Annotated in this window: 21 protein-coding genes; 11 read left to right on the top strand and 10 right to left on the bottom strand. The window is 43.7% G+C overall.

All coding sequences use genetic code 11. The annotated features are described in order from the left end of the window. Positions 1–10: 10 nt before the first annotated feature. Both MAR181_RS10130 and MAR181_RS10125 read left to right on the top strand, forming a co-directional pair. On the top strand, positions 11–3859 hold the full coding sequence (locus MAR181_RS10130) for a YhdP family protein (RefSeq protein WP_013796498.1): 3849 nt from the start codon (positions 11–13) through the stop codon (positions 3857–3859). Between the two features lie 5 nt (positions 3860–3864). After that, positions 3865–4695 carry a carbon-nitrogen hydrolase family protein gene (locus tag MAR181_RS10125; RefSeq protein WP_013796497.1) on the top strand — a complete coding sequence of 277 codons (831 nt, stop codon included), beginning with the start codon at positions 3865–3867 and terminating at the stop codon, positions 4693–4695. Positions 4696–4788: 93 nt separating this feature from the next. On the opposite strand, the gene yjgA is transcribed toward MAR181_RS10125, so the two are convergent. The 9 genes from yjgA to MAR181_RS10080 form a co-directional block, all read right to left on the bottom strand. Next, the gene (gene yjgA, locus MAR181_RS10120) at positions 4789–5325 is read right to left on the bottom strand and encodes a ribosome biogenesis factor YjgA (protein ID WP_013796496.1); all 537 of its coding nucleotides are present in this window, start codon (positions 5323–5325) and stop codon (positions 4789–4791) included. Between the two features lie 6 nt (positions 5326–5331). Further along, complete coding sequence (mgtE, locus tag MAR181_RS10115) at positions 5332–6681, bottom strand: magnesium transporter (RefSeq protein ID WP_013796495.1); 1350 nt, start codon at positions 6679–6681, stop codon at positions 5332–5334. A 6-nt stretch (positions 6682–6687) separates the two neighbouring features. Then, complete coding sequence (locus MAR181_RS10110) at positions 6688–6957, bottom strand: HPr family phosphocarrier protein (RefSeq protein WP_013796494.1); 270 nt, start codon at positions 6955–6957, stop codon at positions 6688–6690. 10 nt (positions 6958–6967) lie between these two features. Then, positions 6968–7417: a PTS IIA-like nitrogen regulatory protein PtsN gene (gene ptsN / locus MAR181_RS10105; protein ID WP_013796493.1), complete on the bottom strand. Its 450-nt coding sequence runs from the start codon at positions 7415–7417 to the stop codon at positions 6968–6970. A 16-nt stretch (positions 7418–7433) separates the two neighbouring features. Continuing rightward, entirely contained in the window at positions 7434–8924 is a 1491-nt protein-coding gene (locus MAR181_RS10100; RefSeq protein WP_013796492.1) for an RNA polymerase factor sigma-54, read from the bottom strand. Between the two features lie 75 nt (positions 8925–8999). After that, positions 9000–9725, bottom strand: a complete 726-nt coding sequence (gene lptB / locus MAR181_RS10095) for an LPS export ABC transporter ATP-binding protein (RefSeq protein ID WP_013796491.1) — start codon at positions 9723–9725, stop codon at positions 9000–9002. Between the two features lie 3 nt (positions 9726–9728). Further along, positions 9729–10235, bottom strand: a complete 507-nt coding sequence (lptA, locus tag MAR181_RS10090) for a lipopolysaccharide transport periplasmic protein LptA (protein ID WP_013796490.1) — start codon at positions 10233–10235, stop codon at positions 9729–9731. After that, positions 10219–10797 carry an LPS export ABC transporter periplasmic protein LptC gene (gene lptC, locus MAR181_RS10085; RefSeq protein WP_013796489.1) on the bottom strand — a complete coding sequence of 193 codons (579 nt, stop codon included), beginning with the start codon at positions 10795–10797 and terminating at the stop codon, positions 10219–10221. The genes lptA and lptC overlap by 17 nt, the downstream gene beginning before the upstream one ends. After that, positions 10797–11777, bottom strand: a complete 981-nt coding sequence (locus MAR181_RS10080; protein WP_245546147.1) for a calcium/sodium antiporter — start codon at positions 11775–11777, stop codon at positions 10797–10799. Before MAR181_RS10080 ends, lptC begins: the two co-directional genes overlap by 1 nt. Before the next feature lie 148 nt (positions 11778–11925). Here MAR181_RS10080 and MAR181_RS10075 point away from each other — a divergent pair, with 148 nt between their 5' ends. The 9 genes from MAR181_RS10075 (at position 11926) to MAR181_RS10035 (ending at position 18875) form a co-directional block, all read left to right on the top strand. Next, positions 11926–12720, top strand: a complete 795-nt coding sequence (locus tag MAR181_RS10075) for an ABC transporter ATP-binding protein (RefSeq protein WP_013796487.1) — start codon at positions 11926–11928, stop codon at positions 12718–12720. Further along, positions 12717–13499, top strand: coding sequence for a lipid asymmetry maintenance ABC transporter permease subunit MlaE (mlaE, locus tag MAR181_RS10070; protein ID WP_013796486.1), 783 nt, complete (start codon positions 12717–12719; stop codon positions 13497–13499). The genes MAR181_RS10075 and mlaE overlap by 4 nt, the downstream gene beginning before the upstream one ends. Before the next feature lies 1 nt (position 13500). Next, positions 13501–13962 carry an outer membrane lipid asymmetry maintenance protein MlaD gene (mlaD, locus tag MAR181_RS10065; RefSeq protein WP_013796485.1) on the top strand — a complete coding sequence of 154 codons (462 nt, stop codon included), beginning with the start codon at positions 13501–13503 and terminating at the stop codon, positions 13960–13962. Positions 13963–13968: 6 nt separating this feature from the next. Then, a complete protein-coding gene (locus tag MAR181_RS10060; RefSeq protein WP_013796484.1) occupies positions 13969–14589 on the top strand; it encodes an MlaC/ttg2D family ABC transporter substrate-binding protein in 621 nt (206 codons plus the stop codon). A 251-nt stretch (positions 14590–14840) separates the two neighbouring features. Further along, positions 14841–15077: a BolA family protein gene (locus MAR181_RS10055; RefSeq protein ID WP_013796483.1), complete on the top strand. Its 237-nt coding sequence runs from the start codon at positions 14841–14843 to the stop codon at positions 15075–15077. Between the two features lie 24 nt (positions 15078–15101). Further along, positions 15102–16364 carry a UDP-N-acetylglucosamine 1-carboxyvinyltransferase gene (murA, locus tag MAR181_RS10050; RefSeq protein ID WP_013796482.1) on the top strand — a complete coding sequence of 421 codons (1263 nt, stop codon included), beginning with the start codon at positions 15102–15104 and terminating at the stop codon, positions 16362–16364. A 1-nt stretch (position 16365) separates the two neighbouring features. Next, positions 16366–17010: an ATP phosphoribosyltransferase gene (gene hisG, locus MAR181_RS10045; protein WP_013796481.1), complete on the top strand. Its 645-nt coding sequence runs from the start codon at positions 16366–16368 to the stop codon at positions 17008–17010. Continuing rightward, positions 17011–18321: a histidinol dehydrogenase gene (gene hisD / locus MAR181_RS10040; RefSeq protein WP_013796480.1), complete on the top strand. Its 1311-nt coding sequence runs from the start codon at positions 17011–17013 to the stop codon at positions 18319–18321. Next, positions 18321–18875 carry an SRPBCC family protein gene (locus tag MAR181_RS10035; protein ID WP_013796479.1) on the top strand — a complete coding sequence of 185 codons (555 nt, stop codon included), beginning with the start codon at positions 18321–18323 and terminating at the stop codon, positions 18873–18875. The genes hisD and MAR181_RS10035 overlap by 1 nt, the downstream gene beginning before the upstream one ends. Here MAR181_RS10035 and MAR181_RS10030 read toward each other — a convergent pair. Further along, positions 18872–19930, bottom strand: coding sequence for a S1C family serine protease (locus MAR181_RS10030; protein WP_013796478.1), 1059 nt, complete (start codon positions 19928–19930; stop codon positions 18872–18874). The genes MAR181_RS10035 and MAR181_RS10030 overlap by 4 nt on opposite strands. Positions 19931–19940: the final 10 nt, after the last annotated feature.

Genomic DNA, 19940 nt, shown 5'->3' with positions numbered 1-19940 from the left:
GCCTTTTAACATGAGTTGGATATTTCGCAGGCTAACCCTGTTTTGTTTTTGGGGGCTTGTCACATTTTCCGTCATACTTGCCGTGTTTGCTTCAAGTGTTGGTTATTTGCTTCCGTATTTGGACAGTTATCGTCCTCAAATCGAGCGCAACCTTACGCAAATAACGGGCTATCCCGTCAGTTTAGGGCAGGTTGATGGTGCGTTAGAGGGAGTTGATCCGATCTTTTCGGTATCAGACTTTCGATTGGTGGCAAATGGTACGCCAGCGATTGATATTGATGAAGTTCGTGTGCGTATTGATACGATTCATTCTTTGCTCTCTTTTCAACCTCAATTTACCTATATTCGGTTTGTTAAGCCTTCGGTTTCCTTACAGGAATCTGAAGGACAATGGCGATTAAACGGTGCAGAGGCAAAGCAGCAAGCGAATGACGAGATTGGCCTAGAAAGGGTGTTAGGCTATTTATCGGCTCAGAAGAACTTTTCCATTCAACAGGCGCGCCTGCAATTACACAGTGAACGCTTAGGTTTTCATCGTGTTACCTTTCCTGAGATTTATCTCTTTCAAAAACAATTTGAATCATTGTTAACCTCCAAATTTTATTTGGACGATGGCAAGGAACCTTTTCAAGTTAATGCGCGAATTGAAGAGCCTTTAGGTTTTTTGGGGCATTATCGCGTCAATGCTGCGATAAAAATGCCTGTTGTCGACCTACCGGTATCGGCGCTACTGGCTGATGCTTTACCCACACTGAAATCGGCTCGGTTCGGTGGCGACATCTGGTTAAATGCATTGGTTGGTAAAGACTTTTCTGCTCAGTTGGAATCAACGGATTTGCAGCTAGGTTTTCAAAACGGTGATGCATATCGAGTGTCTGGCTCAGCCAATTTGCAATTTAAGTTGGACCAGCCGAGCTTAAAGGTAGAGGTTCAAGATCTAGCGTTTACTCGTCCAAATGGACCGTCTGATGCTGCCACAGACTTATTGATTAATTGGTCTGAGTTAACCAATCGGGCAAGCCTGTCCTTCGATCAGGTCAATCTTGAGTTGATGAATGGGTTAGCAGCACAATTATTACCGGAGGATACTCGGGCATATAAGATTCTATCGGGCTTGTCGCCACGAGGCGTGGCCAAAAATGGTCGTCTGGAGATAGATTTTAGTGAGGATGTTCCACATTTTGAATTGGTAACCAATTTGGTGTCGGCTTCTGTTGAGGGTCATGATGGTATTCCTAAAGCCAATAATGTGAATGCCGTGTTTGGATTGTCGGATACCAGTGGTTACATTGACTTCATTGGTCATGATAGCCAATTGTCCTTCGATGAGCTTTATGATGATACTTGGTTAACCCAATCTGTATCCGGTTATGTTCGTTGGCAGAAACAACAAGATATTTATTTGGTGGCTGGGCAAGATTTAATGATTGAGCGAAATGGGGCTCAGGTACAAGGTGGTTTTCGTCTCGAAGTACGTAGAGGATTGCCTGATTGGATTGCGTTGGATTTGCATGGTGATAATCTTCCGGTGATGGATCGATTAACCTATGTGCCTCCCAATGTCCTTAATAAAGAGTTATACCAATGGTTAGGGGAATCCTTTGCGAATCAAGGGCAGGTGGACAGTTTCGATGTTCTGATACACAGTAATTTGTCGGATAATTATGATTCTCATGTTCGACTTCAAATGGATGCCCGTAACCTGTCTTTAACCTTTGATAAAAATTGGCCTACCGCAAACGCGGTTCAGGGTCATTTAGAATTAGACAAATCTGGTGTTCTTGTACGAGTTGATTCAGCTATGATGCAAAGCTTGCCTATGTCTAACCTTGCTATTTCTGTCCCCGTTGTAAGCGGTAAGGCGGATTGGTTGAATATCAAGGGCGAAGTGCAGGACGATTCGCAAAAGATTCTTTCTATGCTGTCTGCCAGTCCCCTGGCTGACTCTGTTTTGAAACCTTTTGAAAACTGGCAATTGATGGGGGGGGTTCGTGGACAATTCGATGTCTCGATTCCGTTTAATGGCCAGCTTGAGCCTAAAGTAAATTTACAGGTGGATTTTGCCCAGAATCCGTTGACCATTGGTGATATTGGTTTATCTCTGGAAATTGAAAAAGGCCAACTCAATTACGACCCAAAAACGGGGTTATTAGGCTCCGAGTTCAATGCCATGTTATTTGGCGGCCAATCGTATTTAACCTTGTCTTCGGTAGAGTCTGAGCAAGGAATGTCCGTTTTGGGGGATCTATCAGGTGAGGTTCAGCTACAGCAAATTGCTCAATGGCATAAACTCCCTGATATTTTGATTGATCAAATATCTGGCTCTACTCACTACAGTGGTAAATTGGCCGTGAATCAATCGCAAGATGGGCAAGTGGATCTTAATATTAAAAGTGATTTACAGGGAACTGAATTGTCATTGCCAGCGCCCATCGGGAAGGCTGCTATGGAAAGCAAATTGCTAGACGTTACATTAATGCAGCATCAACAAGATTTGGTGGTAGATTTTGATTATGAAGGGCTTTCTCAGGGACGTTTCTTGTTACAGAAAGGTGGCTTTACGGGCGGAGAATTATTATTAAGTGCGACTAAGGTAGTGCCTTTCGCCAAAACCATTCCTAAAGGTCTAGTCGTAAGAGGTGAGCTCGCGGATCTGTCTGTCTCCTCGTGGCAGGGTATTATGTTTGGTGTGCATAAGAAATGGATGGCGTCTAAGGAGGAGAAGTCTGGGTTACCGAGTTGGCTTTCAGAAGTAGATTTGATTGTCGATCACGTTGAAGTAAATGAAAGTAACCACTGGAATAACCTTAAAGTCCGTTATGATGAATCACAAAATCAGGCGTTGATGGTCAATGCTGATGAAGTAGATTTTGTCTTGCGAGATATAAATGGTCAGCCGGATTTGCATTTTGGTTTTCTCAGCTGGCGCTTTGCAGAAGATGACGAGCTTCCTGTTGATGGTAAAACTCCAAACGATAAGAGCGCTGATGCTTTTGATGAAGCGGATCGGGCACCAATTGCTGCGAAAGATGTGCCTAATATGACCTTGTCTGTGGATGAGTTGTATTTAAATGGAAAGCCTTATGGTGATTGGCAGTTAAAAGTAACTAAACAAGGCAATACGTTGAGGTTAGATCCTATCTCAACGAAGTTGAAAACAGGTCATTTTAACGCCAGTTTGTTTTGGCAGGATACAGGGCCAAGTTCGAACGTAGAATTTATTGTCGACACTAAGGGTAAGGATCTGGCCGAGTTGACTGGCAAATTTTCAAATGAAGCGTTCGTGTCATCTGACTCGTTTAACATTAATGTGGCCTTAAGTTGGCGTGGTCATCCATTCCATTTTGACCGAGAGTCGGTAACGGGTCGCATTGCATTCGCGGCCGAAGATGGAAATTTTAGTACGGTGGATGAGTTGCCAGCCTTTTTGAAAGCATTGGGGATTTTTAATATAGGGGCTTTAAGTCGACGCTTAACATTGGACTTCTCTGATGTTTATGAGCCTGGTTTAACTTATGATGAGTTTAAAGGGGAAATGTTATTGAATGACGGTGTGTTAAGAACCAAAACACCGGTTTCAATCATTTCTCCAGCCGCTGAATTGTATTTGTCCGGTACGGCCAATATTGTTGAGGAAACATTGGACGAGACCTTAACGGCGACCTTTCCAATTTCGGGTACCTTGCCTTTGGCTGGGTTGATTTGGGGGACCCCACAATTGGCAGGGTTATTGTTCATTACCGATAAACTTATTGGTGATCAAATTTCAAAAGTTACCAGTGTTCAATATCAGGTGAAGGGTTCATTTAGTGATCCGGAAATGACGCCGGTACGCTATAAGTCAAAAGAAGAAAGGTGAAATTAATGGAAAGCTTATCTGTTGCCGCTATTCAATTGACCAGCAGTAATACCTGGCATGAAAATCTGTTAGAAGTAAAACGCTTAGTGACGGCGGCCGCTAAAGATGGTGCTCGTCTGGTAGTCTTGCCTGAAAACGTGTTTTTGTTCGATGGTAAAGGGATGCGCCGTCTAGCAGAGTCTGATGTTCAGCAGCAAATATTGACAGACGTCTCTGAATTGGCGAAAGAGTTGGATATTTTTTTGGTGATTGGTTCACATCCATCTATTCAAACGGAGTCTGGTGAGACGATCTCTTCTGGACGAGTTCGTCAAACCTTGTGGGTGATAGGGCCGGATGGAAGCTTGCTGGAGAGGTACGATAAAATTCATTTGTTTGATGTCACAGTCGATGACAAAGCGGGTTCTTATCTGGAGTCTGAGGTGATTGAACCCGGTGATCTATTACCAAAAGTAGTGGATGTTGATGGCTTTAAGGTCGGGTTAAGTATTTGTTATGACGTACGCTTTCCTGAACTCTATCGTCAACTCGCAGAACAGGGAGCTGAATTGTTATTGGTACCCGCGGCGTTTACGTATGTTACCGGAAAAGCTCACTGGGCAACGTTGTTAGCGGCTCGTGCGATAGAAAATCAATGTTTTGTATTGGGCGTGAATCAATGTGGTTGGCATAATGAGAAACGTCAAACATACGGGCACAGTAGTCTATATTCGCCTTTCGGTGATAAACAATTGTCTTTGTCCGAAGAGCCGGGTTACTTTGTACAGCAAATCCACAAATCGGATTTGATAAAATGTCGAGACAAGATGCCTTGTCTATCGCATCGACGCTTATAGAATCGATTGCCCAGTATAGATCATAAAAAAGCTCGCTTTGATGGCATCAAAGCGAGCTTTTTAGTTGTTTTTCGAAATGCTTTCGAAAAAGTGTTATTCGCTTAAACCAAGACGCTTTTCTTCGGTTTCGCGTAAAAAGCGGAAGAGCTTTTTGCGATTGGTTGTTTTGCCTTCTTGTGACATTTCTTTTTGTGATTGACGAATTAATTGACGTAGTAACTGAATGTCTTGGATTTCAGGGTGATCGGCCAGATAGTTTGATAGCTCTTCTTTGCTGTTTTCTCCGATTAAAGCATCACGCTTTATTTCCAGTTGATGGAAGAGTTTATTGTAGGCCGCTGAAGTCGAGTCAAACAAAGCAATGCGTTGATCAATTGCTTCATAGTCTTCCGTACGCATCACCTTGCCAATGTACTGTAAATGTCTTCTGGTGGCTTCGTGGTGCTTGATACGATCGGCTTCGGCTAGAGCATCCCTTAGAGTGTCGGACATAGGAACTTTCTTTTGCTGATTCTTACTAAGCTTCAATAGCTTTTTGCCGATCTCTTGCAAGGCTTCCATTTCGCGCTTGATCTGAGTTTTGCTCTTAGGGATGTCTTCTTCGTTTTCGAATTGATCAAAATCTGTCATGGGAACCTATACAAGAAAAATAGTCGCGAGTCCGAGGAAAGATAAGAATCCAACCACATCGGTCACGGTAGTCAAAATTACACTGCCCGCTAAAGCGGGATCGATACCAATCTTTTTTAAGAAGATTGGTAATAATGTACCTGTTGTTGCAGCAAACAATAGATTAATAATGGTCGCGCCTGCAATGATATAGGCAATCTTTACGTTGTCAAACCAGATGGCCGTTAATGCTGCGATAACACTGGCCCAGAGTAGGCCGTTAATCATGCCCACAATCAATTCTCGATTGAGTAGCCATTTGGCATTGGTCGAGCCAATTTGATTGAGGGCGATGCCGCGAATGACCAAGGTGAGCACCTGAGATCCGGCTATGCCGCCCATGCTGGCGACAATTGGCATTAAAATCGCTAGGGCAACCACTTGGTCTAGGGTGTTCTGGAATAGGCCTATAACATAAGAGGCGATAAAAGCAGTAATAAGATTTATGCCAAGCCAAACAGCACGTCGTTTGGTGGTTTTCAAAATGGGAGAGAAGGTATCTTCATCATCGTCGAGGCCCGCCATACTTAACATAGAGTGTTCAGCTTCATCGCGAATAACGTCGACCACGTCATCAATGGTAATACGACCTAATAGTTTCTTGCTGTCGCCATCAATAACAGGGGCAGACACTAAGTCCATCTTCTCAAACAATTGAGCGACTTCACTGGCTGGGGTGTCGGCATTAATAACGGTGCAGTCGGTGTCCATAATATCGCGTACTGTGTTTTCAGGATCACTGACTAACAATTTGGTCAGTGTTAAGGTGCCTAGAAGGCGATCAGAGCGACTGACAACAAGTAGGTTGTCTGTCATGTCTGGAAGGCTAGAGTGGCGACGTAAGTAGCGGAACACAATATCAACTGTAATGTTGGGTCGAATGGTGATGGTATCCGTGTTCATCAAACCGCCAGCAGAATCTTCAGAGTAGCTTAATAGTGCTTCTACTCGGGTTCTGTCCTGGGCGGTCATGGAGGACAGAACTTCTTTTACAATCGTTTCTGGTAAGTGTTGTAATAAATCGGCTAGGTCATCACTTTCAAAATGTTCGGATACAGCAACCAATCGTTCTGTATCCATTTCTTTCATGAACTGTACACCAATGTCTTCCGTTAGATATTGGAGTACTTCACCTTCATTATTAGAATCGATTAGCTCCCAAAGAAGTTTTCGTTCTTTTGGTGGGGAGGATTCAAGTAAGCGTGCGACGTCTTGTGCTGGCAGTGCACCGTTAAGCAAATATCTGATCTGCATCGTGGCACCAGACTCGAGGGACTCCGATACCGTTTGCAGATGACTTAACGTTTTTTCTGACATCGAGTATTACTCGTCTTCGCCAAAACGATTGTTAATTAATTCAACGACGGCTTTAATTGCGTCTTCTTCGTCTTCACCATTGGTTTTGATGAGAATTTCAGTGCCTTTTCCAGCGGCTAACATCATCATGGCCATGATGCTTTTACCATCAACATTACGGCCTTCTTTTTCAATGGTGATGTCGCAAGAGAAGCGAGAAGTGGTTTCAACGAGCTTGCCAGCGGCGCGAGCATGCAGACCAAGCTTGTTAATGATGGTGATGGTTTCTTCCTGCATGCTGTGCTCCTTAAATTAATGATTCAAAGCTGATATATAAGTCTTCATTACTCTGTGCGGCACGCAGCTTGGCTAAAGCGTCTGGTGACTGAGCTAATTCAGCAATTTGTGCCAAGGTAGATAAATGATGATCGCATTCATTCGGAGGTACGATGAGGGCAAAAATCAAATCCACAGGCTGTTTATCAATTGAATCAAAGTCGATAGGTGTTTGTAACGACATCACCACGATCGCAGTATGATTGGCGGATTCCAAGCGACAATGAGGAATGGCAATGCCATTACCAATGCCTGTACTGCCTAATTTTTCACGGCCTAATAACGCGTCATACACAGCTTCATTGTCGCAGTGCAAGCGATTGGAGGTGATCTCGGCTAAGCTTTCTAGAACGCGCTTTTTGCTGACAATGTCTTGTTTGGCAAGTACGAGTTCGGCTTTTACTAGTGAGTTTAATGGCATGATAACTTTATACCTGTTAAATCAATCTTTTACGTTCATTTGAAGGAGGGATGTTCATCGCCTCTCGATATTTTGCAACGGTTCGTCGTGCAACTTGAATGCCTTGATCGGCTAAAATGGTGGCCAATTTGTTATCGCTTAACGGTTTTTTAGCAGGTTCATCGGCGACCAACTTTTTAATCATAGCTCGAATCGCGGTGGAAGAACATTCGCCACCAGAAGCGGTGTTTACATGGCTGGAGAAGAAGAATTTCAGCTCAAAAATGCCTTTTGGTGTGTGCATATATTTTTGCGTGGTGACACGTGAGATCGTTGATTCGTGCATCCCAACTTCTTCCGCAACATCATGAAGAACCATGGGTTTCATGGCTTCTTCACCTAATTCAAAGAAATCAATTTGTCGACTGACAATGCAGCTAGCGACTTTTAACAGTGTTTCATTACGGCTTTGTAAACTCTTCATGAACCATTTGGCTTCTTGTAGAGAGTTTTTAATATAGCTGACATCTTCTGCCGTTGACGCGGTATTTGCCATGGCAGAGTAGGTTTCATTGATTTTAATAGGTGGTAAAGCGTCGTTATTTAACTCAACCTGCCAGGTGCCGTTGCGTTTTTTGACTGAAACATCAGGAATCACATAATCCGTATCGTCTTCATCGATGGCGGAGCCAGGTCGAGGGTTAAGTTGTTGGATTAGATGAATGACTTCTTTTAACGCTTCGTCTTTTAGCTTGGTTTTGCGACTTAGTTGGACAAAGTCTCGGCTGCCTAAAAGAGGTAGATAATGGCTAATCAGATTTTGTGTGCTTTTATAAAGAGGGTGATCCTGAAACGCTTCAAATTGAACCAGTAGGCAATCGCGTAGGTCGGTTGAGCATACGCCAATAGGATCAAACCTTTGTAATCTGTGTTGTACGGCGTGAATCTCATCTAGCTCGAGCTCTTCAAGGTCCAAGCTTAAAGATTCTAAAATGTCTTCTAGCGTGGTGCTTAAATACCCATCGGGTTGAACACAATCCACAATAGCGTAAGCAATTTCCAGGTCTCGATCGGACATGTGAGTGAGGTTCAATTGCCAGATCAAATGGTCTTGAATGCTTTCAGCCGGGGCGTTGCGGCTTTCGAAGTCCATTTCATTGTCAAAACTATTGGAATCACTGACCGCCGCAGAACTTTGATAAGTGTCATCCCAATTACTATCAATGGAGAGTTCTTCAGGGATGCTTTCTGTCCACTCGGATTCTAAACGTGCTTCTTCGCCTGATTCATTATCATTGAGATTGTTGTCCTTATTGGTTTCGGTGTCCGTTTTTGCTTCAATGCTAGTGGGAAGTTCAGGCGATGTGGTTTCGTCATCGTCTAGCTCGAGTAATGGATTAGATTCAAGAAATTCGTGAATTTCCTGCTTTAAATCCAGCGTCGAAAGCTGCAGCAAGCGAATGGCTTGCTGCAGTTGTGGGGTCATGGTTAATTGTTGACCGAGCTTTAGCTGTAAAGACTGCTTCATGGAGCAACTCTGTCTGTTTTATTAAATTGGAACGAGTTATGCATACTACTCCCTTTCTACAACAATGATAAGGGGTTACAGGCGGAAGTCGTCGCCTAAATAGACTTTTTTCACTTGTTCGTTATTGATAATGTCGCTGGCTTCACCAGAGGCAATGATATAACCGTTGCCTACGATATAGGCTTTATCGCAAATGTCCAAGGTTTCTCGAACATTGTGATCGGTAATTAAAACGCCAATGCCGCTGTCCTGTAAATGTTTAATAATGAGTTTGATATCACCCACAGAAATAGGATCGACACCAGCAAAAGGTTCATCTAATAAGATGAACTTAGGATTCATAGCAAGGGCTCTGGCGATTTCAACTCGTCGACGTTCGCCACCCGATAGTGCCATTCCCAGGTTTTTGCGAATGTGGGTAATGTGAAATTCTTCCAGCAGAGATTCCAGTCTTTCTTTTTGTTGGGCTTTGGTTAGGCCTTTACGAGTTTCTAAGATGGCTGAAATATTGTCTTCGACTGACATTTTTCTAAAGATTGACGCTTCTTGCGGTAAGTAACCAACCCCTTTTTGAGCGCGAACATGCATGGCGTCTTGAGTGATGTCTTGATCGTCAATGAAAATCCCACCGGCATCGTTCGCGACCATGCCGACAATCATATAAAAACAGGTGGTTTTACCTGCTCCATTTGGTCCTAATAGTCCAACCGCTTGCCCTGATTCAACGGCAATGGAGACATCTTTTACCACGGGTCTTTTTTTGTAACTTTTGGCTAGGTTTTTTGCTTCTAGTCTTGCCATGAATTATTTTGCCTTGGCTGCTTGTGGTTTTAAGGTCATGGAAACTCGACCTTTGTCTTTTTTCTCGGCAGTGAAGGTGCCGTCTTGGATCATGTAGAGAATGTAATCAGCTGAGATCGAGTTTTGCATGCGGCTTAAATAGCCATCCCCTATGATCTCAAGCTTGTTCTCGTCCGTCGCATAATGAATTTCATTGCCTTTGCTGATGACAATGTTACCACTCCAATCCACTTGCTGACTGAATTTTGCCGGCTTGCCTGAGGCCTCAAGGCTGCTGAATTGTTGTGTTTCTGGATTGCTAGTGACTTTTAAGTATTGGGCTTGGATTTCAATGGATCCTTGCTTAACGAACACGTTGCCCTTGTAGATAGCTTGGCCTGTATTTTGATCAAAAGATGCTTCATCCGCTTGAATTTCTAATGGCTTTTCAATGTCATTAGGGAGAGCAAAGGTGTATTGGCTTATTGCGAGTAGGGTGATTAAACCTGTGGTTTTAGTGAATCGTTTCATAATTTCCTCGTACAGATCCCGTCATAATGACTTCTTCTGAATTGATATAGGTCGTAATGGTGCCCGCGGAAGTCTTACCTTGAGTCGATGTAAGGGTCGCATTTCCTTGGCTAGTTAATGATTTGTCTTGATCTAAATAATGAATTGCATCGGCGTTCAATAAAATGTCTTCAGATTGTTGGTACTTTTTGACGGCTTCCGCGTTATTGGTCAGTAAAATGTCATTGCTGCCATCTTCTATAATGCCTTGCTGGGCTTCTGCGTGCCAACTGCTATCGGTCGAGTAGCGATCGACATTGGGCTGTTCTAAAAGCGTTTTGGCGGCTTGAATATAATGAAGTGTTTGTTTGGCATGGATGGCTTCGATTAATTTCCCCTGAGCATCAAATCGTTGGGCTTTAACGTCGGTAATGAAATAGTCAGGTGTGCTGCTAAGAGACTCTGTCGCCACTAGGTTTACCTTGGGGGTCGTTTGATACCAAAACAAAGCAACTGCGATGATGGCGAAGGCTGCCATCAAAATCGCGACGCGAAAGGATTTGTTAGGATGTTGCGAAGACATTAAATTGGTCCACTAATACTAAGTATGAATAAGTATAAGGCGTAAGAGGCCAGTAGGGGTAGACCTACCCATCTTGGAATGCTGGTATTTTTGGCTTTTTTGAAGAGAATAATAGCGATTACCAGTGCTAAAGTTAGACCAAGAGTCCAAGGGTAATCACGAGTAAGGACGTTGTGATCAATGATGCCTGGTGCAATGAGGGCGGGTAATGGCAATACGGTTGCTAGGTTGAAAATGTTCGAGCCTAGAATATTACCGATGGCGATATCATGATGGCCTTTTCTAACGCTACTGATTGAAGCGGCTAGTTCAGGCAGGCTGGTGCCAATGGCAACAATGGTTAACCCAATGATTAATTCGCTGACGCCAAGTTGAGTCGCAATTCCAATTGCTCCCCACACAAGTAATTTAGAACTGCCAATTAAAACAGTCAATCCTATTATCGCAATGAATAATGATTTACCGACGGGGCTGCCATCGTCTTCTGGTAATTCCTCTGTCAATTCACTGGATAGGTCTTTGCTGCCACGTAATAGAATGAAAAGTATGGCGATAAACGCCGTGATTAAAAGAATGCCATCCCAAATGCCTAAAAACTGGTCGTAAATTAAAATACCGCTTAGAAGGGTTATGCCGAGTACTAATGGAGCTTCTTTTGTGGACAAGCCTGGTGCGATGGGAATGGCTGAAAACAACAAGCTGGCTCCCAGTACAAGCGCAATATTGGCAATATTGGAACCGAGTACGTTGCCAACCGCAATTTCTGGAGCTTGGTCAAGTGCGGCAATAGTGGAGACCACCATTTCTGGAGCGGAAGTGCCAAGGGCGACAAGAGTAATACCGATAATGATTGGGCTAACATTCATTTTCTCGGCAACCAGAGCAGAATGTTCGATGAATTTGTCAGAGCTAAGAACTAATAGAATCAACCCAGCAATCAGGGCTACAGAAAACAACAACATGATGAAGGTATTACTCATAATTTCAGGAGCTACCATTTAAAGAGGTTTGGCGTTTAAATTCAAGGCTTGACCTAGGAAACAAATTGTATTTAAGAATGTGAGATTTTATTTTTAAAAATGCAATGATAGTATCAGTCGATATTCGCTAGGGAATAAGGGTGTATTAGTGGTTGATGCTTACATAGAAGTTCATGATCTTAGTTTTTATAGGGGAGACAGAGCCATTTATGAAAATGTCTCTTTGACTATCCCGAAAGGCAAGGTAACAGCCGTAATGGGCCCAAGTGGTACAGGTAAGACGACACTGTTAAGGTTGATTGCCGCTCAGTTGTTTCCCGATCTGGGGCGTATTCTGGTGGCTGGGCAGGATGTACACAGTTTATCGAGAAAAGACTTGTACAAAATTCGCAAGAAAATGGGAATGCTGTTTCAAAGTGGCGCTTTGTTTAGTGATATGTCGGTGGCTGAGAATATTGCTTTTCCATTAGAAGAGCATACTCAGCTGGGCCGAACAGAAATTGATGCAATTGTGCTTGAAAAACTGCACAGTGTTGGGTTACGTGGCGCGGCAAATTTGATGCCTTCGGAGCTCTCTGGTGGTATGGCTCGAAGAGTGGCGCTTGCAAGAGCGATTGCTTTGGACCCTGATTTGGTAATGTATGATGAACCTTTTACAGGGCAAGATCCTATTTCCAAAGGCGTGCTAGTGAAATTGATACGTCAATTGAATGATGCGGCTAACATTACCTCTGTTTTGGTGTCACATGATGTAGAAGAATCCTTATCCATTGCAGATCACGTGTGTATCCTGGCAGGGGGGCACTTAATTGCAGAAGGTCCACCAGAGCAAATTCAAGCCTCCACCGATCCGCAGGTTATGCAATTTCTTCGAGGAGAACCTGATGGTCCCGTGCCCTTCCACTACCCAGAAACGTCAGAAAGCCAAGGAGTATCCCAATGAATATGTTAATGGGCTTGGGGGCTTGGTTTTTAAACTGGCTTGAAGCGGTTGGTCGTGCTGGAATATTTCTAGCTCAGAGTGTTTTGCGCATACCAGTACGTTTTAAAGAATCGGTTCGACTTTTAGTCAACCAGCTGTATGCGGTTGGTGTGTTGTCCTTGGTGATCGTAGTCGTGTCGGGTGCCTTTATTGGTATGGTCTTGGCGTTGCAAGGTTATAGTATTTTATCAAAGTTTGGTTCTGAAGAAGCGGTGGGGCAGTTGCTAGCCTTGTCCTTGTTACGAGAGTTGGCACCTGTGGTTACCGCTTTATTATTTGCTGGTCGAGCTGGTTCCTCTTTGACGGCCGAAATTGGTTTGATGAAAGCCACGGAGCAGTTATCCAGTTATGAGATGATGGGGGTGGATCCGTTAAGGCGAATCATTGCGCCACGTTTCATTGCTGGGGTGATATGTCTGCCTTTGCTAAGTATCATTTTTTCGGCCACAGGTATCATTGGTGGGTTGGTTGTGTCTGTTGGGTGGCTCGGCGTTCATGATGGCGCGTTTTGGTCTTTGATGCAGCAATCTGTGTATTTTGATACAGATATTATGAATGGTTTTATAAAGGCGTTGTGCTTTTCCGTTGTAGTGACTTGGATCGCTGTCTATCAAGGTTATGAGTGTGTGCCAACTTCAGAAGGGATAGGCAAAGCTACCACACGTACTGTGGTGTTGGGGTCATTGGCCATTTTGGCATTGGATTTTGTTTTAACGGCAGCCATGTTTGGGGATTTTTAGAATGAGAAGTAAGCGTACTGAATTGTTAGTAGGTTGTTTTATATTATTAGGTGTTGCAGCGTTTGTTTATTTGGCGGTGCAAGTAAGTGGTTTGGCTTTTTCAGCAAAAAAAGATACTTACCAAATTGTTGCAAGGTTTGATGATATCGGCGGTTTAACCAGTCGTTCTAAGGTCACTATCGCTGGGGTGACGGTTGGTACTGTCGAATCCATTTCGTTCGATAAAGACTTGTATATGGGTTTAGTCAAAATGAACATTAATACAGATGTTGATAATATCCCCACAGACAGCTCAATCGCGATTTTAACCAGTGGCTTGCTTGGTGAAAAATACTTAGGCATTACCATCGGGGCTGATGAAGAGGTATTGCAGGAGGGTGGGGAGATATTTGATACGCAATCCGCTCTGGTACTTGAAAATTTGATTAGTCAGTTCCTGTTTAAATCGGGCGACTCGGAGTAAATGCTTATGTTTAAGGTGCTTTCTAGGGTTTTGCTGTTGGTGTCTCTTTTGTCTGTTAATTCTATTTGGGCGAAAGGCGAAGAGGGCGCAAGGGACGCTGTTGTGAAGGTTGTGGCTGCTTTCCGTGATGATATTGTTCAGGATAAAGCGTTTTTGTCGCAAAACCCCTCTATTCTAGAAGAGCGAGTCGATCGAATTTTGGCAAAAGTAGTCAATTTTGACGATTTTTCTCGTAAAGTCATGGGTAAGTATTATCGTCGAGCAACGCCTGAGCAAAGGACGCGTTTTGCGACCGTTACAAAAGACACATTGTTGCGTACTTACGGTGCGTCATTGCTCGAGTTAGACCCTGATAGAATCAATGTGAAGCCTTTAGGGCCGCAGGGTCGAGGGCGTGAAACCAAAGTCAATGTGGACTTTCAAATGGCAGACGGTGGCTTGTTAAATATTATTTTCTACATGGAAGAATCCAAACAGCAGCAATGGCTATTAAGCAATGTGGTGATTAACAATATCAACTTTGGTCTAACTTTTCGCAAACAGTTTGGTGTGATGATGGAGCAGAACCGAAATGATATTGAAAAGGCCATAGGCGCTTGGAAAGCATCATTGGCGAAAAAGTCTTAAATCGCAAATAAATGAATGCATTTGTGAATCCGCTTTCAGTTGATGAAAGCGGATTTTTTTGTTTTAAAGATCAAAACCGAGTTAGATTGGTCTGTTACTACTCTTAAGAAATGAGTGATAAGCGTCATCAATCGATAAAATGTTAGAAAACAATTGCTTTTTTATTAATTGAATCGTGAGAGGGTGTTAAGAAGTTGGCTTGACTAGGGTAGAATATCGTCATTAAAGAACAATTTATGATTGGAGCGACTGTGAACGCAGGTGAAGTAAAAGCACTTTTGGAATCTTCTATCCGTGAGAGTGAAGTTCTTGCTGAAGGAGAGGGTTGTAATTTTAGAGTAGTTGTCGTGTCGAGCGAATTTGAAGGCATGTCAACGGTGAAAAGGCAGCAGCTAGTTTATTCGCATTTACAAGAGGCTATTGCCAGTGGTGCTATTCACGCCGTTACCATGAAAACTTACACGCCTGAACAAGCCAGTAAGTTGTAAAAAATATTATAAGAGATTGATTGTATGGATAAGCTTCTAATTACGGGTGGATCGCCCCTAAATGGTGTTGTACGAGCTTCAGGTGCTAAAAATGCGGCCTTACCTATCTTGGCGGCAACCTTGTTAACCAAGGATTTAATTACTATTAAAAATTTACCTCATTTACATGACATTACCACCATGTTGGAACTTTTAGGTTCTATGGGGTGTGGTGTGGTTGTGGATGAGAAAATGAGTGTGCAACTTGATATTTCGACACTCAATAATTGTGAAGCACCTTATGAATTGGTTAAGACCATGCGTGCTTCTATCTTGGTTTTGGGGCCATTAGTTAGTCATTTTGGCCGCGCTGTTGTGTCCTTGCCTGGTGGTTGTGCTATTGGTAGTCGTCCTGTTGATCTGCACTTACGTGGTTTAGAGGCAATGGGGGCAAAAATTGATGTGACAGGCGGTAACATCGTCGCTACGGTCGATGGGCGTTTGCAGGGTGCTCGAATTTTCTTTGATAAAGTCACGGTAACAGGTACCGAGAACTTGTTAATGGCCGCTACCTTAGCGGAAGGTCAAACTGTCTTGGAAAATGCTGCCCGTGAGCCAGAAGTGGTTGATTTGGCGGAATGTTTAATCGCCATGGGAGCAAAAATCACCGGTCATGGTACGGATACTATTGTGATTGAGGGTGTTGAAGCGCTAAATGGCACGACTTACCCTGTTATGCCAGATCGCATTGAGACTGGCACCTTCCTAGTGGCGGCTGCGATTACTGGCGGCAAAGTGAAAGTGATTGATACCGATGTTAAATCATTAGAGGCGGTTTTGGCCAAGCTGGAAGAAGCAGGTGCAAAAGTCGCTTGTGGTGAAAACTGGATTGAAGTCGATATGGAAGGGCGCCGACCAAATGCAGTCAATATTAGTACGGCACCTTATCCTGCTTTCCCAACGGATATGCAAGCACAGTTTGTTGCGCTTAACTCTGTTGCAACCGGTGTTGGCCGAGTCATTGAGAACATCTTTGAAAATCGTTTCATGCACGTAGATGAAATGTTGCGTATGGGTGCTGATATTGAGGTAATGGGTAATACCGCTATTATTCGTGGTTGCGATAAACTAAAAGGCGCACCAGTCATGGCGACCGATCTTCGTGCTTCAGCTAGTTTGGTATTGTCTGCTTTGGTGGCGGAAGGTGATACGAAAATAGATCGTATTTATCACATTGACCGTGGCTATGAATGTATCGAAGAAAAATTCGGTGCTTTGGGTGCAAAAATTTCACGAGTTTTAAATTAATATGAGTAAAGCATTGACCATCGCCCTTTCAAAAGGGCGTATTTTGGGTGAAACCTTACCGCTGTTGGAAAAAGCTAACATCATCCCAGCTGAAGATATTAGTAAAAGCCGTAAGCTGATTTTTGATACGAACCATGAGCACATTAAATTGGTAATTCTTCGTGCTACAGATGTACCAACCTACGTAGAGCATGGTGTTGCTGATTTCGGTGTGGCGGGTAAAGACGTCTTGATGGAAGCCGGCACAAAGAATTTATATGAGCTACTTGATCTGAAGATCTCTAAGTGCCGTTTAATGACAGCTGGCGTTGTAGGTCAAACCTTGCCAACGCGTCGTTTAAAAGTGGCGTCCAAGTTCTCCAAAACTGCAAAAGCCTATTTTGCAGAACAAGGTATTCAAGCGGATGTGATCAAGCTTTATGGAGCAATGGAATTGGCACCTATCATGGGGTTGGCTGATTTGATAGTGGACATTGTTGACACGGGTAATACCTTGAAAGCAAATGGTTTGGAAGCCAGAGATTTGATTGCGCCAATTAGTACGCGTCTGGTCGTTAACAAAGCGGCCTATAAAACCAAATATGCTGAAATTGAGCCAATTCTTGAAATGTTGAGAAAGGCTGTAGAAGAAAACGAGGGTAAATAGTTGAAACTGAATATACGAGAGTTTTCTTCAAGCTCTGTGGACTTTCGTAGTGAGCTTGACGCTTTGTTGGCCTGGGACTCTGTTTCCGATGCTGGTGTTCAGCAGGCCGTTACTGACATTGTTACGCAAGTACGACAACGTGGCGATGAGGCGGTTGTTGAGTTTACTAATCGCTTTGATCGCCGTGATGTGACTTCTTCAAGTGAATTGGAAATTTCACGAGAGCAGTTAGTAGAAGCGAAATTGCGCGTCAGTGAAGAGCTAGTCGGCAGTTTAGAAGCCGCAGCGCAGCGTGTACATGAATATCATGAGCGGCAAAAACAACCCTCTTGGCAGTATCAAGAGGTTAATGGTACCGTTTTAGGTCAGAAAGTGACGCCATTAGATCGAGTGGGGGTTTATGTCCCTGGCGGTAAAGCGGCATACCCATCTTCTGTATTAATGAATGTCATGCCAGCAAAAGTGGCAGGTGTTGGCGAGATCATTATGGTGGTGCCGACTCCTGATGGATTTGTGAATGATATTGTTTTGGCGGCTGCCTACATTGCTGGCGTAGATCGTGTCTTCACTGTTGGCGGTGCGCAAGCTGTAGCAGCCTTGGCATACGGTACAGAAACCATTCCGAAAGTCGATAAAATTGTTGGTCCTGGTAACATTTATGTGGCCACGGCTAAGCGCATGGTGTTTGGTGCTGTTGGCATTGATATGATTGCTGGTCCCTCTGAGATCCTGGTGGTATGTGATGGCAAAACCGATCCTGATTGGATTGCAATGGATCTATTCTCGCAGGCAGAGCATGATGAAGATGCACAATCGATTTTGATCTCTCCTGATGCAAGCTATATCCAGAAGGTCAAACAATCCATGGAGGCTTTGATTGAGTCTCAAAGCCGAAAAGACATCATTAAAGTGTCTTTGGAAGGGCGTGGCGCATTAATTCACGTGGCGGATATGGATGAAGCTATGGACATTGCCAATCTTGTGGCCGCAGAGCACTTAGAGTTGTCTGTCGATGAGCCAGAAAAATGGGCTGAGAAAATTCGTCACGCAGGTGCTATTTTCATGGGGCGTCATACACCGGAAGCATTAGGAGATTATTGTGCGGGTCCTAATCACGTGCTACCCACGTCGGGAACTGCTCGCTTCTCATCACCTTTAGGTGTGTATGATTTCCAAAAACGTAGCTCTTTAATTAATTGCTCTCCTAAAGGTGCAAGTGAGTTGGCAAAAATTGCATCCCCTTTGGCTCGTGGTGAGTCATTAGAGGCGCACGCTATGTCGGCTGAATATCGTATCCTAAAGGAAGACTGATGAGTGCAAGAGGCCAGGGTCATTCGAATGCCATCTATGTCATTAGGCGGATAACCAGAGTTTTGGCTCTGGTTATTTTGTTACTGGCTGGTGCAAGTTTTTTATTGCCAACAGACTATCGGGTTGAGCGCAGTGTGACGATTGATGCCTCACCAGAATTCATTCTTTCGCAAGCTTTGCAAGGTGATAATTTGTCCCGTTGGATGTACGTTAAAGATGGGGCTCTGGCCGTCTCTTCTGATCAGCTTGAGGCGGGTGATTCTGTTGATATCCTTTATCAGGGGAAGACTGAGTTAGGGCGTTTCACGCTTTTATCCATTCAGCAAAATCTGATCAGTTTTGATGTGCGCCCAAAGCCAAAAGTCAATGTTGTGCATAATCTCATCCGACTAAAAAGCACGGAATCTGGCACCCAATTAAATTGGGTGATTGAAGGCAATTTAAGTGCCGGTTTAGTTGGGCCTTATTTGGCTATGTTTGCAAATGATATTGCGGGTCAAAACTTCGAGACTAGCTTAAATCAACTGAAGGAATTGGTGGAAACGGCTTATTAATGTGACACTCTTTGCATGGTAGGCTGTTTATCTAGTGTGATTTTTGTCTGATAAGATTGCTGACCTCTTAATCCAAGTAACGAAATGCTGGTGCCAGGCTTTAAGGAAGCAATGAGTCTTTTAATTTGGATTGGGTCTCTGCTTGGCGTTTGATTGATTTCTAGAATGATATCCCCAACTTCAATGCCTGCCTTGTCGGCAGGGCTTTCATTGGTAATGTCACTCACCAGCAAGCCGTATTCTGATGGCAGGGCTAAATTATTGGCGAGATTGTGCGTGATTTTTTGTGCTTCCATTCCTAAATAGCCGCGAATGACTTCCCCGTGAGAAATGATGTCCTGCATAACACTCATGGCGTCATTAATCGGTGTGGCAAAACCAATGCCTTGCGAGCCACCAGAGCTTGAGTAAATGGCAGAACTAATGCCAATCAATTCTCCTTGCATATTGACCAAGGCGCCACCTGAATTTCCAGGGTTGATGGCGGCATCTGTCTGAAGAAAGTTCTCATACGTGTTGAGGCCTATACTGTTTCGGCCTTTGGCGCTAATGATGCCAGAGGTAACAGTTTGCCCTATACCAAAAGGGTTGCCGATAGCCAATATTTGGTCGCCAATTTGAATTTCCTTACTTTCACCAATTTGTATGTTAGGTAACCCATTGAGTTGTATTTTTAAAACGGCCAAATCGGTTGAGGGATCTGAGCCAATTAGCTTAGCTGCAAGCCGTCTTTCATCGTTTAAGGCAACCGTGATGCTTTGGGCATTTTGAATGACATGGTGGTTGGTGAGTAGGAAGCCATCCGTGGTAATGATTACGCCTGAACCTAAACTGGTGGTTTGTGTGGTCGCGGTTTTGTCTGTCCAATGTCGCTTTGCAAATTTTTGGCTATATATGCTGACAACGGAAGGGGTGGTGGCTGTGACGATATCTGCAAAGCTAAAAGGGTGCTGGCTTTTATGCTTGTCTTGGATGAGTAGTGTGGTTAGACCTATACAAGCACCTAATAGAATGGCGATAATGGCAGGCATCCAGTAAATTTTTAGCTTCATCATTGATAAGGGG

The sequence above is a fragment of the Marinomonas posidonica IVIA-Po-181 genome, assembly GCF_000214215.1.
GTDB lineage: Bacteria > Pseudomonadota > Gammaproteobacteria > Pseudomonadales > Marinomonadaceae > Marinomonas > Marinomonas posidonica.
This window is presented reverse-complemented; position numbering and strand designations above follow the sequence as displayed.

Bases quoted from the DNA above. Each gene is read 5' to 3' on its own strand.
- MAR181_RS10130 (WP_013796498.1), top strand. From the start codon at position 11: ATGAGTTGGATATTTCGCAGGCTAACCCTGTTTTGTTTTTGGGGGCTT.
- MAR181_RS10125 (WP_013796497.1), top strand. From the start codon at position 3,865: ATGGAAAGCTTATCTGTTGCCGCTATTCAATTGACCAGCAGTAATACC.
- yjgA (WP_013796496.1), bottom strand. From the start codon at position 5,325: ATGACAGATTTTGATCAATTCGAAAACGAAGAAGACATCCCTAAGAGC.
- mgtE (WP_013796495.1), bottom strand. From the start codon at position 6,681: ATGTCAGAAAAAACGTTAAGTCATCTGCAAACGGTATCGGAGTCCCTC.
- MAR181_RS10110 (WP_013796494.1), bottom strand. From the start codon at position 6,957: ATGCAGGAAGAAACCATCACCATCATTAACAAGCTTGGTCTGCATGCT.
- ptsN (WP_013796493.1), bottom strand. From the start codon at position 7,417: ATGCCATTAAACTCACTAGTAAAAGCCGAACTCGTACTTGCCAAACAA.
- MAR181_RS10100 (WP_013796492.1), bottom strand. From the start codon at position 8,924: ATGAAGCAGTCTTTACAGCTAAAGCTCGGTCAACAATTAACCATGACC.
- lptB (WP_013796491.1), bottom strand. From the start codon at position 9,725: ATGGCAAGACTAGAAGCAAAAAACCTAGCCAAAAGTTACAAAAAAAGA.
- lptA (WP_013796490.1), bottom strand. From the start codon at position 10,235: ATGAAACGATTCACTAAAACCACAGGTTTAATCACCCTACTCGCAATA.
- lptC (WP_013796489.1), bottom strand. From the start codon at position 10,797: ATGTCTTCGCAACATCCTAACAAATCCTTTCGCGTCGCGATTTTGATG.
- MAR181_RS10080 (WP_245546147.1), bottom strand. From the start codon at position 11,777: ATGAGTAATACCTTCATCATGTTGTTGTTTTCTGTAGCCCTGATTGCT.
- mlaE (WP_013796486.1), top strand. From the start codon at position 12,717: ATGAATATGTTAATGGGCTTGGGGGCTTGGTTTTTAAACTGGCTTGAA.
- mlaD (WP_013796485.1), top strand. From the start codon at position 13,501: ATGAGAAGTAAGCGTACTGAATTGTTAGTAGGTTGTTTTATATTATTA.
- MAR181_RS10060 (WP_013796484.1), top strand. From the start codon at position 13,969: ATGTTTAAGGTGCTTTCTAGGGTTTTGCTGTTGGTGTCTCTTTTGTCT.
- murA (WP_013796482.1), top strand. From the start codon at position 15,102: ATGGATAAGCTTCTAATTACGGGTGGATCGCCCCTAAATGGTGTTGTA.
- hisG (WP_013796481.1), top strand. From the start codon at position 16,366: ATGAGTAAAGCATTGACCATCGCCCTTTCAAAAGGGCGTATTTTGGGT.
- MAR181_RS10035 (WP_013796479.1), top strand. From the start codon at position 18,321: ATGAGTGCAAGAGGCCAGGGTCATTCGAATGCCATCTATGTCATTAGG.
- MAR181_RS10030 (WP_013796478.1), bottom strand. From the start codon at position 19,930: ATGATGAAGCTAAAAATTTACTGGATGCCTGCCATTATCGCCATTCTA.